Here is a 14,239-nt window from a genome sequence, read left to right on the forward strand (position 1 = left end):
TATGCGAAAAGTATTAGTGGTTGGGCATTTTGGTTATAAAAATAATCAAATTGATGGACAAACAATTAAAACACGGATGCTTTATAATGCATTAGAAGTATTAAATTTTAATGTGAAATATATTGATGTCAGTGAACCTACTAAATTATCCAATATCATAAATATATTATTGTTATTTTCTTTTAAGGAAGTTATATTTCTACCAGGTCAAAATCAACTATCATTTATCTTTAAAGTTATTAATGCCATAAAGATTTTAACTAATGCAAAATTACACTATATAGTTATTGGTGGTTGGTTATATGATTATGTAAAAGAATCAAGTAAGAGAATTGATGCCCTAAAAAAATTTGATTCTATTAGTTGCGAATCAAAAGAGTTAGTTAATAACTTGAAAAATATAAATATAGAATCTCAGGTTATGTTGAATTTCAGAAAAGATTCAAAAATATGTTTTAAAAAAAGAGATAAAACTGAAGTTAAGTTCTTCTTTTTTTCTAGAGTAATTAAAGAAAAGGGTATTTTTGAAGCTATTCAAGTGGTGGAGAAGTTAATAGATCTTGGTTATGATTGTTCTTTAGATATCTTTGGGCCAAATTTACTAGATAATAACGACAGCATTAGATTTGAAAGACGACTATCAGATAAAGTAAGGTATAAGGGAGTACTTGATCCCGAGCACGATCTTCATACAACATTAACTGAATATGATATATTACTTTTCCCTACTTATTATGAAGGTGAAGGTCTCCCTGGCACTATTATTGATGCTAAATTTTCTGCAACTGTACCAGTCGTTTCTAATTGGAAATATAATAGAGAATTTGTAGCTGATTCAGATAATGGGCTTATTATAGAACTGGATGATTTTGTTAAAAATAGTGTTCTAAAGTTAGAAAGAATATTAGCTAACCCAAATATATTAGATCAGCTAAAATATAATAGTTTGTCGTCGTCAAAAATGTACTCTGAAGATATTGTAATGAATGATTGGATTAAAAAGAATTTTAGGTAAATAAATGCATAAAGTATCAATAATTACACCTGTATACAATGCTGAAAAGTATATTGTTGAAACAATCCAATCGGTTGTTGAACAATCATATAAAAATTGGGAATATATATTAATAGATGATTGTTCTACTGATAATTCAGTAAAAATAATTTTAGAAAAATTTAAAGGTGATGAACGTATAAAAGTAATATCAGCACCAGAAAATGGAGGAGCAGGAAGAGCTCGTAATATAGGGCTTGATAATGCAACATCTTCATATATTGCTTTTTTGGATTCAGATGATATTTGGCATCCTGAAAAGCTACAAAAACAAATGTCATTGATGATTTCTCTAGATGCAAGTATTATTCATACAAGTTATTCTTTTATTGATGAGAATGGAGATAAAATATCAGGTCATGTAAGTGTAAGCGATAAAGTTGATCTAAACTCATATATGAGAAATACTGAAATTGGCATGTCTACATCTTTAATAAATAAAAATAAAGTTGGTGATTTCAGGCTTCATTCGATGAGAACAAGACAAGATACAAATTTATGGCTTACCTTATTATCTAGAGGGTATTATGCTAATGGTCTTAATGAAGATTTAGTTTGTTATCGAATTCGTGAAGGCCAAATAAGTGGTAACAAATTTATTATTGCGTGGAGAACACTAAAGTTATACTTAAAAGTGAAGAAGCTACCCATCCACAGTAGAATTAAGAACTTTATTTTTTATGCCTTTAATGGTGTTTTAAAACGTTTACAGAAATGAGATTGAGAAACTATGTCATTTATACCATATTCACGCCCAGTATTAGATAACGAAGAGATTAATGAAGTTATTGATACTCTAAAATCTGGCTGGTTAACAACAGGCCCTAAAGTTGCTCAATTTGAGAATGACTTCAAAGATTATGTGGGAGTTTCATATGCTCTGGCTGTAAACTCTGCAACTTCAGGATTACATCTTGCTCTTGAAGCGATTGGAGTAGGTCCTGGTGATCAAGTAATTACTACTGTACATACATTTACAGCTACTGCTGAAGTCATACGTTATTTAGGAGCAGAGCCTATTTTTGTTGATATTGAATCTGATTCTTACAATATATCTTCAGCAGAAATAGAATTAGCATTGAAAAATAATAGTAATGTGAAAGCGATTATGCCTGTTCATTATGCTGGACAATCTGCTAATATTACAGAAATATCTAAATTAGCTAAGAAATATGGCGTCAAAGTTGTAGAGGATGCAGCTCACGCTTTGCCAACTACTCATAATGGTAAGATTATAGGTAGCTTATCTGATATTACTGTATTTAGTTTTTATGCAAATAAAACCATAACTACTGGCGAGGGAGGGATGATTACGACTAATGATCCAGAACTAGCTGAGCGAATGAAAATAATGCGTCTTCACGGTATCAATCGTGATGCATTTGATCGTTTTACTAGCTCTAAGCCAAGTTGGTATTATGAAATCGTTGCTCCTGGCTTTAAATATAATATGATGGATGTCTGTGGAGCTCTTGGTATTCACCAATTAAAAAAAGCTAAGTGTTTTCAAGAAGCAAGAGAGTCTATTGCTAATAGATATAACAAAGCATTTTCTTCTTTACCTGTAATTACACCTGTTTTAGTTAACCCTGACGATATTCATGCCTGGCATATATATGTACTCCAATTAAATTTGGATGTTCTTAATATTGGACGTGATGAATTCATTAGAAAATTGTCAGAAAAAAATATAGGGACATCAGTTCATTATATTCCTTTGCATCGAATGCCTTATTGGAAGGATAGTTTTTATCTTTCAGATGAACAGTTCCCTAATTCATCTCGTATTTCTGATCGCATTGTTAGTTTACCTAATTATGCTTCAATGACTGATGAAGAGGTTAATATTGTTATTGATACAGTTAGATCATTATTATTAGAGCATAAAAAATAATGAAGAGGTTGTTTGATATTTTAAGTTCTTTTCTAGGACTGCTTGTTTTATCTCCAGTATTTATATTTATAATGATCTGGATATTATTTGACAGTAAGGGAGAAATTTTCTTTAAACAAGAACGTGTTGGTTTAAATGGTAAACTATTTAAAATTTTAAAATTTAGAACAATGATTCCAGATGCTGAAAAAAAGGGACTACAAGTTACTGTTGGTGATGATCCTCGAATAACTCATAGTGGTAAGTTTTTGCGTAAAAGTAAATTAGATGAGTTACCACAATTACTTAATGTATTAATTGGTGATATGAGTATCGTAGGACCTAGACCAGAGGTCCCTAGTTTCATGAATGAGTATGATGATGAAACAAGACGAATTATTCTATCTGTTCGACCTGGAATTACTGATAGGGCATCAATTGAATTTACAAATGAAGCTGAGTTATTAGATTCTTCTAATGATCCAAGAAAAACATATATTACTGAAATTATGCCAATTAAAGCTAGTTATTATATCAAGTATGTGAATAATCATAGTGTTTCTTCTGATGTACTAATAATATTAGACACGTTTAAAAAAATATTAAAATAACCAATAAGGGAAATGAATAATCATTTCCCTCTTTTTTAATGAGGCGAGAATGTCTTTATTTGACTTTATATTTTCGATCCCTAGAATTTATAAAAGATTAATTAGTATCGTTATTGACTTAGCTTTTATTCAAGTTGCGTTCTGGGGCGCATTTTGGGTTCGTTTAGGCTCTTTTTATCCTATATATAGCACTGACAATTGGGTTGTTGTTACTTTATTATCAGCAATAACTATATTTATTTTTATTAAGATCGGTTTTTATCGTGCAGTTTTAAGATATATGAGTGCCGACTCAATATTAACTATTGCTACTGGTATTTTACTTTCTACGATTACTCTTGTATTGATTGCTTATTTTAATACATCAGAGCTACCAAGAACTGTATCTATTATTTACTTTGGTCTTCTCTTTATATTATCTGGTGGGGCTAGGTTATGTGTTAGAATTAGTTTTACTAAGCGGAGTATGAAACGTAAACCAAATGTAATGATTTATGGTGCGGGTGTAGCAGGCCGCCAATTAGTAAATTTATTACGTCAGGGGGACGAGTTAAATCCAATCGCTTATATTGATGATAATAAAAAATTACAAAACTCAGTTATTCAAGGACTGAATGTTTATCATCCATCAAAGTTAGTACGTATAGTTAATAAAGGTGATGTTAAGCAAATTTTATTAGCTATTCCAAGCGCTAGTCGTTCCCAACGTCGTGAAATTGTTGAGTCATTAGTTAATTTACCTGTAGAAGTACTTTCTATACCGAACCTTGATTCAATTGTTCATGATAATGTATCTCTTGATCAATTAAGAGATGTTGCAATTGAAGATTTATTAGGTCGTGAACCTGTTAAGCCTCGTGAAGACTTAATGTCGGCAAATATAGCTGATAAAGTTGTAATGGTTACTGGTGCAGGTGGTTCTATTGGTTCAGAGTTATGCCGTCAGATCGTTAAGTGTAAGCCAAAGTCATTATTATTATTTGAGCTTTCTGAGTATTGTTTATATAGCATTGAGAAAGAGTTGGCAGAATATGTACTAAAGCGTGGGTTAGATGTTGAGATTGTGCCTTTATTAGGCTCTGTTCAACGTATTAATCGTTTAGAAACAATAATGAAGACCTTTAGCGTTGATACTATTTATCATGCAGCAGCATATAAACATGTTCCAATGGTTGAGTATAATGTTGTTGAGGGTGTTAGAAATAATGTCTTTGGTACTTATTATACAGCTCAAGCGGCGGTTAATGCGGGTGTTTCTTCTTTTGTTCTAATTTCAACAGATAAAGCGGTACGTCCTACAAATGTAATGGGTACAACAAAACGTATGGCTGAGCTTGGTCTTCAAGCGTTAGCTTCTGAAGAAGCTAAAAAAGAAGCTGGAACGCGTTTTTGCATGGTACGATTTGGTAATGTGCTAGGCTCTTCTGGTTCTGTCATCCCTCTTTTTAAGCGTCAAATTAAAGAAGGCGGACCAATTACCATTACCCATCCTGATATTATTCGTTACTTTATGACTATTCCTGAAGCAGCGCAGTTAGTTATACAAGCTGGCGCGATGGGTAAAGGGGGCGACGTTTTCGTTCTGGATATGGGTGAACCCGTTAAGATTGTCGATTTAGCTGAGAATCTAGTGAAGTTATCTGGATTAGAATTGAAGACTGAAGATAATCCATTTGGTGATATTGAACTTAAATATACGGGTCTTCGTCCTGGTGAGAAATTATTTGAAGAGCTATTGATTGGAGATAATGTAGGCGAAACCGATCATAGCCGAATTATGACGGCTAATGAGCGTTTCTTATTTTTAGATGAGTATCAGCATATTCTAGATTTACTGGATAAAGCTTGTCATGATTTTAAACATGAAGATATCCGCCAAATTTTGCTTGATGCGCCAACTGACTTTAAACCAACAGATGGTATTGGTGATGTGGTTTGGAAACGAAATCAGCAAAATAGTTAATTGAACTGCATATTAATTAAGGCCAATTGTTATAAAATAATTGGCCTTTTTTATATCTATTTAAACGGAGTTAACCATGTTCAACAAAATTCTCGTGGTGTGCGTGGGTAATATTTGTCGCTCTCCTTCGGGTGAACGTATATTGCATAAAAAGTTACCGGCCAAACACATCGCTTCTGCGGGTATTGCAGCCCAAAAAAGTGGATTAGTTGGCAAGAGTGCTGATACGATAGCCTGTGAGGTGATGGAGCAATATGATGTGGATTTGTCTCATCACCAAGCACAGCAGCTAACGCCTGAATTATGTTATGAATATGATTTAATTTTAGTGATGGAAAAAGGCCATATTGAAGCTGTGACCAATATTGCGCCTGAAGCACGAGGTAAAACTATGCTATTCGGGCAATGGATTGGTCAACGTGATATTCCTGATCCTTATCGGCAAAGTCGTGAAGCGTTTGAGCATTCATTAATGTTAGTGGAACAAGCCTCACAAGCGTGGGTGGCTAAACTTTAATCTTCCGTTTATAAATATGGTTTATTTATTGAGTCAGTAGTGCGTTATTTGCGTGTTACAAGATTGTTTTTCGTTGATTTCGTGAGCTTGATCCGATTCTAGTTGTTAATATTTCTATCATGGTAATGGCTCTGTCATTATCAAAAATTGGACGAAATATAAACACAAGGAATGTTCGTGGATATTATTCACCATGGAGCAAAAACTGGCGTAACAGGATCGTGCCATGAGTTAGTGATTGGTAATAGCAGCCTATTAATTGATTGTGGTCTGTTTCAGGGTGCTGAAAATAAGAATAATAAGTTTGATATTGAATTCGATGTTAAACGTATTGAAGCGCTCTTGATCACTCATAGCCATATTGATCATATTGGTCGTATACCATGGTTACTTGCCGCTGGTTTTACCGGTCCAATTTATGCGACAGAAGCAACGGCAGCATTATTGCCATTAATGCTTGAAGATGGTTTAAAAATCCAATTAGGTTTTAACTCTCAGCAATGTCAGCAATTTACACAACTTATTCAGCAAAAAATACGTCCTGTTCCTTATGATTGTTGGGCGAAAGTCGTTTTATTAAATGGAGATAGTGTCTCTGTTCGCTTTCGTCAAGCCGGTCATATTCTAGGTTCTGCCTATATAGAAGTCGAGCTTCCAGAACAAAATACTGTAGTATTTAGTGGCGATCTCGGCCCTTGTAATACACCACTATTAACCGATCCTGTTTCTCCTGAAAAAGCCGATGTGCTTGTGATTGAAAGTACTTATGGTGACAAAGCCCTACATGATACCCAGCAACGTGAAGCTCATTTGCGGAAAATTATAGAACATTCATTACAAGATGGCGGAGCAATTTTAATTCCTGCTTTTAGTGTAGGTCGTACACAAGAGCTATTATTTGATATTGAGAATATATTAGCCGATGTGTTAACAGGTTCTAGTCATGATAATACCTATCGTCGTTGGAAATCATTGCCAGTGATCTTAGATTCACCATTGGCGTTGAAAGTGACGGAGCAATATCGCCATTTTCAAGAGTTATGGTCGAAAGAAGCAAAAGATCGTCGTTATATGGGGCGTCATCCTCTTTCTTTTGAACAGTGTATTACGATAGAAACACATCAAGATCATATCGAGTTAGTTAATCGTTTAAAGCATTCAGGGGAGCCCGCGATTATCGTTGCCGCAAGTGGAATGTGTGCAGGTGGTCGGATTGTTAACTATTTAGAAGCGTTATTATCAGACTCACGAACGGATGTCATTTTTGCAGGGTATCAAGCAGAAGGAACACTGGGACGTGCGTTATGTGATGGCGATGAAGTGGTTGAAATACATAATCAAGCGATAGATGTTGGAGCTAATATTTATCAAATGTCTGGCTATTCGGCTCATGCTGCACAAGATGATTTAGTCAAGTTTGTTGCTGGGATCAATGAGGGTCCTACAGTGATCCGTGTTGTTCATGGTGATGTTGTTGCGCAAACACAACTGGCAAAATGTTTACAAGACTGTAAGCCCGAAGCCCATATCATTATTGCTGCTCATGAATAGCAATATGATTCAATAGTATTTCTAATGTCTTTATTTTGAGAGTGATTACGCTGTTTGCTCTCAATATAATAAGATGCTTTGTATTGAATAAAATTAATGGTTTAAATTTCATTTCAATTATAAATAAGAGCTGAATCTGAAAAATATCTAAAATTTAGTCTTTACGCTTTTTATTTATCCCTTCTTATCAATATTCAAACTAAGGTAGTCATTACTCTATATTGGCTTATTGTTATCTTAGCTGTTGTTCTGTTTTTATTGTGAAGCTAAAAGCATTAGCCGCTAGTTATAATGATAAATAAGGACATTTATGAAAGCGATTTTACCTCTTACGATAGCCGCTCTATTAAGCTCTTCAGCAGTTGCCGCTGATTCTCCTGTTGTTGCGGGTTACTTTGCCGACTGGCAATACAATAATGAAGCTAATCCTTATACTGTTAAAGATATTCCTGCAGATAAGCTTACTCATGTTATTTATGCTTTTTTAAGCATGTGTGGTCCACATCAAGGTGCGAGTGATGCGGTACAGAAACAAATTGAAGCTGCATGTCAGGGTAAAGAGCCTTTTAGTGCGGTGATAGTTGATCAAGTATCAGCATTACAGAAAGATTTTGGGCCGACGAAAGCTAAGGTTGCTTATAAAGGACATTTTGCTCAGCTTAAAGATTTAAAAAATGAAAAGCCGGAATTAAAAATATTGCCTTCTTTTGGTGGTTGGACAATGTCTGAACCTTTCCATGCAATGGCAAAAGATAAAGCATCGATTGAGCACTTTTCAAAATCAGCTGTTGAACTTATTGCTCAGTATGATTTTTTCGATGGTATTGATTTAGATTGGGAGTACCCAGGTGGTGGCGGTTTAACAACCTCTCCTTGGAATCCTGATACTAAATTATCGGATGGGCAGAAAGCATCAGAAAAAGAAGCGTATACCCATTTAGTTAAAACACTGCGTTCTGAGTTAGATAACTTAGAGAAGAAAACAGGGCGTGAATATGAGCTTTCTACTGCTGTTGGTGTAGGAAGTAAAGCAGAGTCAATTGATTGGGCTGCTGTTGCGCCGCACTTAACTAATATGTTTGCGATGACTTATGATTATTTAGGTGGCTGGGGGACACAAACAGGGCATTTAACGAATCTTCATGCAACGGATAATGGTTGGTGGGGAATGGGCACCGATGTCTTTGTGAATAAAATGATTTCTCTGGGGATCCCTGCTGATAAATTAGTTGTTGGTGCGGCATTTTATGGTAGAGGCTGGGAAGGAACCAAAGGATTTGATGGCAAAGTCATTCCGAAAGAGCTTTCTTCTACGCAAGGTGCAAGTTTTGGTACGTCAGCACAAGAGCCTGGTTACTTTATGTATTGGGACTTAAAACGTAACTATACAAAAGCACAAGGCTATATCTCAGGTTATGACGAGAAAGCTGAGGCACCTTACTTGTGGAATGAAGAGAAACAAGTCTTTATTAGTTATGATGATTCACGCTCGGTAAAAGCCAAAGCTGATTGGGTGAAGAAAAACAAGCTTGCAGGTCTTTTTGTATGGGATTTATCTGGCGATGAAAATAATGAACTAATGAATGTTATGTCGGCAGAATTGAAGTAACGGTAAAATAAAGAAAGCGCAATAAGTTATCCGCTAGTAATTAGAGGATAGTCATTGCGCTTTTTTATTAATTTATAGTGCCTGAATTGCTTTGCCTTTAAGTAGCTTTCTAACCCACATGCGACCTGGGTGGAGCGCTCCAAGTACGTCAAGTGGTAGTGGTAGTGGGTCACCACAAATTTGCGATGCTAAGAGTTCACCGAGTAATGGTGCTGAGCTTAATCCACGAGAGCCTAAACCAACAATAGCAAAAAGATTGCTATAGATTGGGGCACCTTTCGCTGACGTTTGATTATCTCTAAGATCATCGTATTGCTGTAATAAATCATCATAACGACAAACATTACCCACATACGGTAAGTGATCTCGTACTGCACAACGAATACCAACACGTGCTCTGTTGTGAACATCAAAGCCATCGATATCAATTTGTTTAGGCCACTCAACATTAGGTAAGCAGTTTACTAACCGTTGCTTGTTATCTTGTTGGTCGTTTTCATTAAAATTAAGATCAATATTACGACGATCGTAACTTGCTCCAATGCAGTGACTTTGGTTTTCTGGATTTATTGGAGTGAGATAGCCGTCATAACAAAGCACCGTTTTTAGCTCGCCCAGTGATGGGTTGGTCGGCACGTGGCTGACTTGCCCGCGTACAGAAGAAGCAGGGATCTGCTGGGTTTGAGGATATTGATTAAAGCGGTGACCATTAGCCAAAATAACCGTGCTATGCCGCGTTTCACTACCATCTGTAAAAGTCAGTTGCCATTGAGTTTTGTTAACTTGTTCTAGCTGACATAATTCTTTTTGTGTTTGTAGCGTCAGTTTCCCTTCATTAACGGCATGTTCAATTAACGCTGTGGTTAACTCTTTAGGTGATAGCCATCCGCCAAGTGGGTAATGAACACTTTCAAAACCGGTTTCAATACCCGTGATTTGTTTGGTTTGTTCCTTATCGAGATGATGAACAAGTTCAGATGCAAAACCACCATTGATGATATTTGCGAGTTTATGGCTTGATTTATCATCCCACGCCAGTTGAGTTACGCCACACCAGTTATGACTAAAATCGCTGTGAATTGCGGCTTGCTCTATAAGTTGTCGAGCATAGATAAAAGCGCTAGAGAAAAAACGGGATAACTTATCATTATTGCCATTCAATAGCGGGTAGACAGCGCCTTGTCGGTTGCCTGATGCACCTTCAGCAAGTTCATTGTCAGCGCAATATAATGTGACATTTTGACCACGACGAAGCAAAGCCAGTGCGGTAGTTGCAGATGCGATACCACCACCAATAATCGCAATATTTGCATTTGGCTCTGTCTGTGCTTCACGATTATACCAAGGCATAATATTCGTTTTATGCTGACGTTCAACAACGTGACCTACGATCATGTCACGTTTAGTACCAAAGCCCTTGGTTTTGCGCATATCAAAACCGGCTTCTATTAACCCTCGACGAACAAAGCCCGCAGCGGTAAAGGTTGCTACGCTACAATCTTTACGTGCCATTTTAACCATGCCGTTAAATAAGTTTTGATTCCACATTTCAGGGTTTTTGCTAGGGGCAAAACCATCAAGGAACCATGCATCGACGATACCCTCATCGCCAACCCATACTTGAGGCATACAATCTTTGATATCACCAAACCAGAGGTCTAAGGTGATCATGCCATCTTCTAATACGATACGATGACAGTCTGCAATAGCGGGTGGGTAATGAGCATGAAGCTGCTCTGCAAGCTCTGCAAGTTCAGGCCATGCTTGATGGGCTTTAATCAAATCTTGCTGAGTTACCGGGAATTTTTCAAAGCTGATAAAGTGTAGCTCTGTGGTTGTGGCATCAGGATATTGAGAACGGTAATCTTTAAACGCTTTCCATACGGCTAAAAAGTTTAATCCGGTACCAAACCCTGTTTCTGCAATAACAAAACGACGTCGATCGCCGTCAATCCAGCGCTCAGGTAAGCCATTTTGCTTAATGAAAACATAGCGCGTTTCTTCTAATCCATTAACGTTGGAGAAGTAGACATCATCAAAGTTATTTGAGACGGGGGTTCCCACATCATTCCAATCAAGAACGGCATTTTCAATTTGTAAGGGGGATTTTTCTTGTTGTGAAGAAGACAAAAGGGAAACCTCTTTTATAACGGACAAACGATTATGAAAAACTTGGTTTAAATATCACCACTTTTAGGCGTAATATAGAAAGAAATGGCAATTTTGAACCGATTGTACCCGAATATCAGGAAAGCTGACCACTTTTTACCACTAAAGCCGTTATAGTCGATAGCTCTGTTATCTCGGTATAACAAACGCCAAACCGCTTTAAGATATGATGTTCCGTTAAGACGGTAAAATTGCTGTTATGAACGCGCATCTTAAAGCCGTTTGGGAGAAAATCCACCGTAGAGAAAGTTCACGGTTAGGCTATATCCAATTAATTTTAGTAGGAAGTCATCATGAAACGAGCCGTAATTACAGGCATGGGCATTGTATCTAGTATTGGTAACAACGTTGCAGAAGTACTAGAGTCATTGAAAACAGGCAAGTCAGGCATTAATTTTTCTGAGCAGTTTGCTGAAATGAAACTACGTTCAAATGTTTGGGGTGATTTGAAAATTAACCCAGCAGAACATATTGATCGTAAAAAAATGCGTTTCATGGGTGACGCTGCAGCTTTTGCTTACCTATCAATGGAACAAGCGGTTGCCGATTCAGGCTTAGCTGAAGATCAAGTTTCTAATGAGCGTACTGGTCTTGTGGCAGGTTCAGGTGGCGCGTCTTCGCATAACCAATACATTGCAGTTGATACGCTACGTGAAAAAGGCGTGAAACGTGTGGGTCCTTACATGGTACCCCGTACAATGTCTTCAACGGTTTCTGCGTGTTTAGCTACACCGTTTAAGATCCGTGGTGTTAACTACACCATGAGCTCTGCATGTGCAACATCTGCACACTGTATTGGTCACGCATTAGAGCTAATTCAACTGGGCAAACAAGACGTTGTTTTTGCCGGTGGTGGTGAAGAGCTCGATTGGTCATTAACGATGATGTTTGACGCAATGGGCGCACTATCAACCAAGTATAATGATGATCCATCAAAAGCATCACGTACTTATGATGCTGATCGCGATGGTTTCGTGATTTCTGGTGGTGGCGGTATGGTTGTGGTTGAAGAGCTAGAACACGCACTAGCACGTGGCGCAAAAATCTACGGTGAGATCGTCGGTTATGGCGCAACATCTGATGGTTACGATATGGTTGCACCTTCAGGTGAAGGCGCAGTTCGTTGTATGAAGATGGCGATGCAAGATCTAGATGCGCCTGTTGACTATATCAATACTCACGGTACATCAACGCCTGTTGGTGATGTGAAAGAGTTAGGTGCAATCCAAGAGCTATTTGGCGAAAACAGCCCTGCAATTTCTGCAACAAAAGCCATGACGGGTCACGCATTGGGTGCGGCGGGTGTGCACGAAGCGATTTATTCAACATTGATGTTAGAGCACGGTTTTGTTGCACCAAGCATCAATATTGATAACCTAGACGAAGCAGCACAAGGTCTTGATATTGTGACTGAGAAGCGTGATGTTGAACTGAAGACGGTAATGTCTAACAGCTTTGGTTTTGGTGGTACTAACGCAACACTAGTGATTAAAAAATACGAAGCGTAAATAAACTAGATTAAGATTAATTCTAGTATTTATAAAAATGGAAAAGAGCCATAAAGTAATTTATGGCTCTTTTTTTTAACTATATGCCAACATTGAAGAATTATTAACATGTCTAGATTGTGACTTTGTTCTTTTAGTCTATTTTCAGTTAAACTAATAGCCAGTTAGCAAGGATAATAGTAGCTACTTGCACATTAGTTTACTGAGGTTAAGTATGAAAATTACAGTTGTGGGTACAGGTTATGTAGGCCTGTCAAATGCAGTGCTTTTAGCTCAACACAATGAAGTTGTTGCATTAGACATCGTTGAGGAAAAGGTTTCATTAATCAATCAAGGGTTATCCCCAATTGTTGATAAGGAAATTGAAGATTTTTTAAAAAATAAGGATTTGAATCTTAATGCGACAGCTGATGCATCACATGCTTATGATGGCGCTGAGTTTGTTATTATAGCGACCCCTACCGATTATGATCCTATCACTAATTACTTTAACACCAGCTCTGTAGAAGCCGTTATTAAAGATGTGAACGAGAAAAATCCATCAGCGATTATGGTAATTAAATCAACTGTACCTGTTGGATATACAGAAAGTATTAAAAAGCAGTTCGGCATTACAAATATTATGTTCTCGCCAGAGTTTTTACGTGAAGGTCGTGCACTGTACGATAATTTACATCCTTCTCGTATTATTGTCGGTGAACGTTCTGAGCGAGCTGAGATCTTTGCTGGACTATTAAAACAAGGTGCAGAGAAACAAGATATTGCCGTTTTATTTACAGATTCTACAGAAGCAGAAGCGGTAAAATTATTTTCCAATACTTACCTTGCGATGCGTGTGGCTTATTTTAATGAACTTGATAGCTATGCAGAAGCATTAGGCTTAGATAGTCGTCAGATTATCGAAGGCGTAGGCTTAGACCCTCGCATTGGCAATCATTATAATAATCCATCTTTTGGTTATGGCGGTTACTGCTTACCGAAAGATACTAAGCAATTACGCGCGAATTACCGTGATGTACCGAATAACATTATTGGTGCGATTGTGGATGCGAATACCACACGTAAAGATTTCATTGCTGATTCAATTATTGCTAAACAGCCTAAAGTTGTAGGCGTTTATCGCTTAATTATGAAATCAGGATCTGATAATTTCCGCGCATCCAGTATTCAAGGCATCATGAAACGCATAAAAGCCAAAGGCATTGAAGTGGTGGTGTTTGAACCGGTACTGGAAGAAGATGAATTCTTTAATTCTAAAGTCATCAAAGATCTTGATGTATTTAAAGCGATGTCTGATGTGATTGTTTCGAACCGTATGGCGGTTGAACTTCAAGATGTACAAGAAAAAGTATATACCCGAGATTTATTCGGGGCTGATTAAGTA

11 protein-coding genes are annotated in these 14,239 nt (G+C 36.9%); 10 read left to right on the top strand and 1 reads right to left on the bottom strand.

Annotation, left to right across the window (positions count from 1 at the left end; genetic code table 11):
• Window position 1: 1 nt before the first annotated feature.
• From C9J42_RS17975 to C9J42_RS18010, 8 genes are all read left to right on the top strand, one after another.
• Window positions 2–1,015 (top strand): glycosyltransferase, encoded by a 1,014-nt coding sequence (locus C9J42_RS17975; protein ID WP_107287196.1) that lies wholly within the window; start codon window positions 2–4, stop codon window positions 1,013–1,015.
• Window positions 1,016–1,019: 4 nt separating this feature from the next.
• On the top strand, window positions 1,020–1,772 hold the full coding sequence (locus C9J42_RS17980; protein WP_107287195.1) for a glycosyltransferase family 2 protein: 753 nt from the start codon (window positions 1,020–1,022) through the stop codon (window positions 1,770–1,772).
• Between the two features lie 12 nt (window positions 1,773–1,784).
• A complete protein-coding gene (locus tag C9J42_RS17985; protein WP_107287194.1) occupies window positions 1,785–2,948 on the top strand; it encodes a DegT/DnrJ/EryC1/StrS aminotransferase family protein in 1,164 nt (387 codons plus the stop codon).
• Window positions 2,948–3,538: a sugar transferase gene (locus tag C9J42_RS17990; RefSeq protein ID WP_233219353.1), complete on the top strand. Its 591-nt coding sequence runs from the start codon at window positions 2,948–2,950 to the stop codon at window positions 3,536–3,538. The genes C9J42_RS17985 and C9J42_RS17990 overlap by 1 nt, the downstream gene beginning before the upstream one ends.
• Window positions 3,539–3,587: 49 nt before the next feature.
• Entirely contained in the window at window positions 3,588–5,501 is a 1,914-nt protein-coding gene (locus C9J42_RS17995; RefSeq protein WP_107287192.1) for a nucleoside-diphosphate sugar epimerase/dehydratase, read from the top strand.
• A 76-nt stretch (window positions 5,502–5,577) separates the two neighbouring features.
• A complete protein-coding gene (locus C9J42_RS18000) occupies window positions 5,578–6,018 on the top strand; it encodes a phosphotyrosine protein phosphatase (protein WP_107287191.1) in 441 nt (146 codons plus the stop codon).
• A gap of 177 nt (window positions 6,019–6,195) precedes the next feature.
• Window positions 6,196–7,569 (top strand): MBL fold metallo-hydrolase, encoded by a 1,374-nt coding sequence (locus C9J42_RS18005; protein ID WP_107287190.1) that lies wholly within the window; start codon window positions 6,196–6,198, stop codon window positions 7,567–7,569.
• 310 nt (window positions 7,570–7,879) lie between these two features.
• Window positions 7,880–9,178 carry a glycoside hydrolase family 18 protein gene (locus C9J42_RS18010; protein WP_107287189.1) on the top strand — a complete coding sequence of 433 codons (1,299 nt, stop codon included), beginning with the start codon at window positions 7,880–7,882 and terminating at the stop codon, window positions 9,176–9,178.
• 72 nt (window positions 9,179–9,250) lie between these two features.
• Here C9J42_RS18010 and mnmC read toward each other — a convergent pair whose 3' ends face one another.
• Window positions 9,251–11,308: a bifunctional tRNA (5-methylaminomethyl-2-thiouridine)(34)-methyltransferase MnmD/FAD-dependent 5-carboxymethylaminomethyl-2-thiouridine(34) oxidoreductase MnmC gene (gene mnmC / locus C9J42_RS18015; RefSeq protein WP_107287188.1), complete on the bottom strand. Its 2,058-nt coding sequence runs from the start codon at window positions 11,306–11,308 to the stop codon at window positions 9,251–9,253.
• A gap of 332 nt (window positions 11,309–11,640) precedes the next feature.
• On the opposite strand from mnmC, the gene fabB reads away from it, so the two are divergent.
• Both fabB and C9J42_RS18025 read left to right on the top strand, forming a co-directional pair.
• Complete coding sequence (gene fabB / locus C9J42_RS18020) at window positions 11,641–12,855, top strand: beta-ketoacyl-ACP synthase I (protein ID WP_107206053.1); 1,215 nt, start codon at window positions 11,641–11,643, stop codon at window positions 12,853–12,855.
• A gap of 214 nt (window positions 12,856–13,069) precedes the next feature.
• Entirely contained in the window at window positions 13,070–14,236 is a 1,167-nt protein-coding gene (locus C9J42_RS18025) for a nucleotide sugar dehydrogenase (RefSeq protein ID WP_107287187.1), read from the top strand.
• Window positions 14,237–14,239 lie beyond the last annotated feature (3 nt).

This window comes from Photobacterium sp. GB-56 (assembly GCF_003026105.1).
In the GTDB taxonomy this organism is placed as follows: domain Bacteria; phylum Pseudomonadota; class Gammaproteobacteria; order Enterobacterales; family Vibrionaceae; genus Photobacterium.

Excerpts from the sequence above, each read along its gene's own strand:
- C9J42_RS18025 (WP_107287187.1), top strand. The coding sequence starts at position 13,070 with ATGAAAATTACAGTTGTGGGTACAGGTTATGTAGGCCTGTCAAATGCA.
- C9J42_RS17990 (WP_233219353.1), top strand. The coding sequence starts at position 2,948 with ATGAAGAGGTTGTTTGATATTTTAAGTTCTTTTCTAGGACTGCTTGTT.
- C9J42_RS17975 (WP_107287196.1), top strand. The coding sequence starts at position 2 with ATGCGAAAAGTATTAGTGGTTGGGCATTTTGGTTATAAAAATAATCAA.
- C9J42_RS17980 (WP_107287195.1), top strand. The coding sequence starts at position 1,020 with ATGCATAAAGTATCAATAATTACACCTGTATACAATGCTGAAAAGTAT.
- fabB (WP_107206053.1), top strand. The coding sequence starts at position 11,641 with ATGAAACGAGCCGTAATTACAGGCATGGGCATTGTATCTAGTATTGGT.
- C9J42_RS17995 (WP_107287192.1), top strand. The coding sequence starts at position 3,588 with ATGTCTTTATTTGACTTTATATTTTCGATCCCTAGAATTTATAAAAGA.
- C9J42_RS18000 (WP_107287191.1), top strand. The coding sequence starts at position 5,578 with ATGTTCAACAAAATTCTCGTGGTGTGCGTGGGTAATATTTGTCGCTCT.
- C9J42_RS18010 (WP_107287189.1), top strand. The coding sequence starts at position 7,880 with ATGAAAGCGATTTTACCTCTTACGATAGCCGCTCTATTAAGCTCTTCA.
- C9J42_RS17985 (WP_107287194.1), top strand. The coding sequence starts at position 1,785 with ATGTCATTTATACCATATTCACGCCCAGTATTAGATAACGAAGAGATT.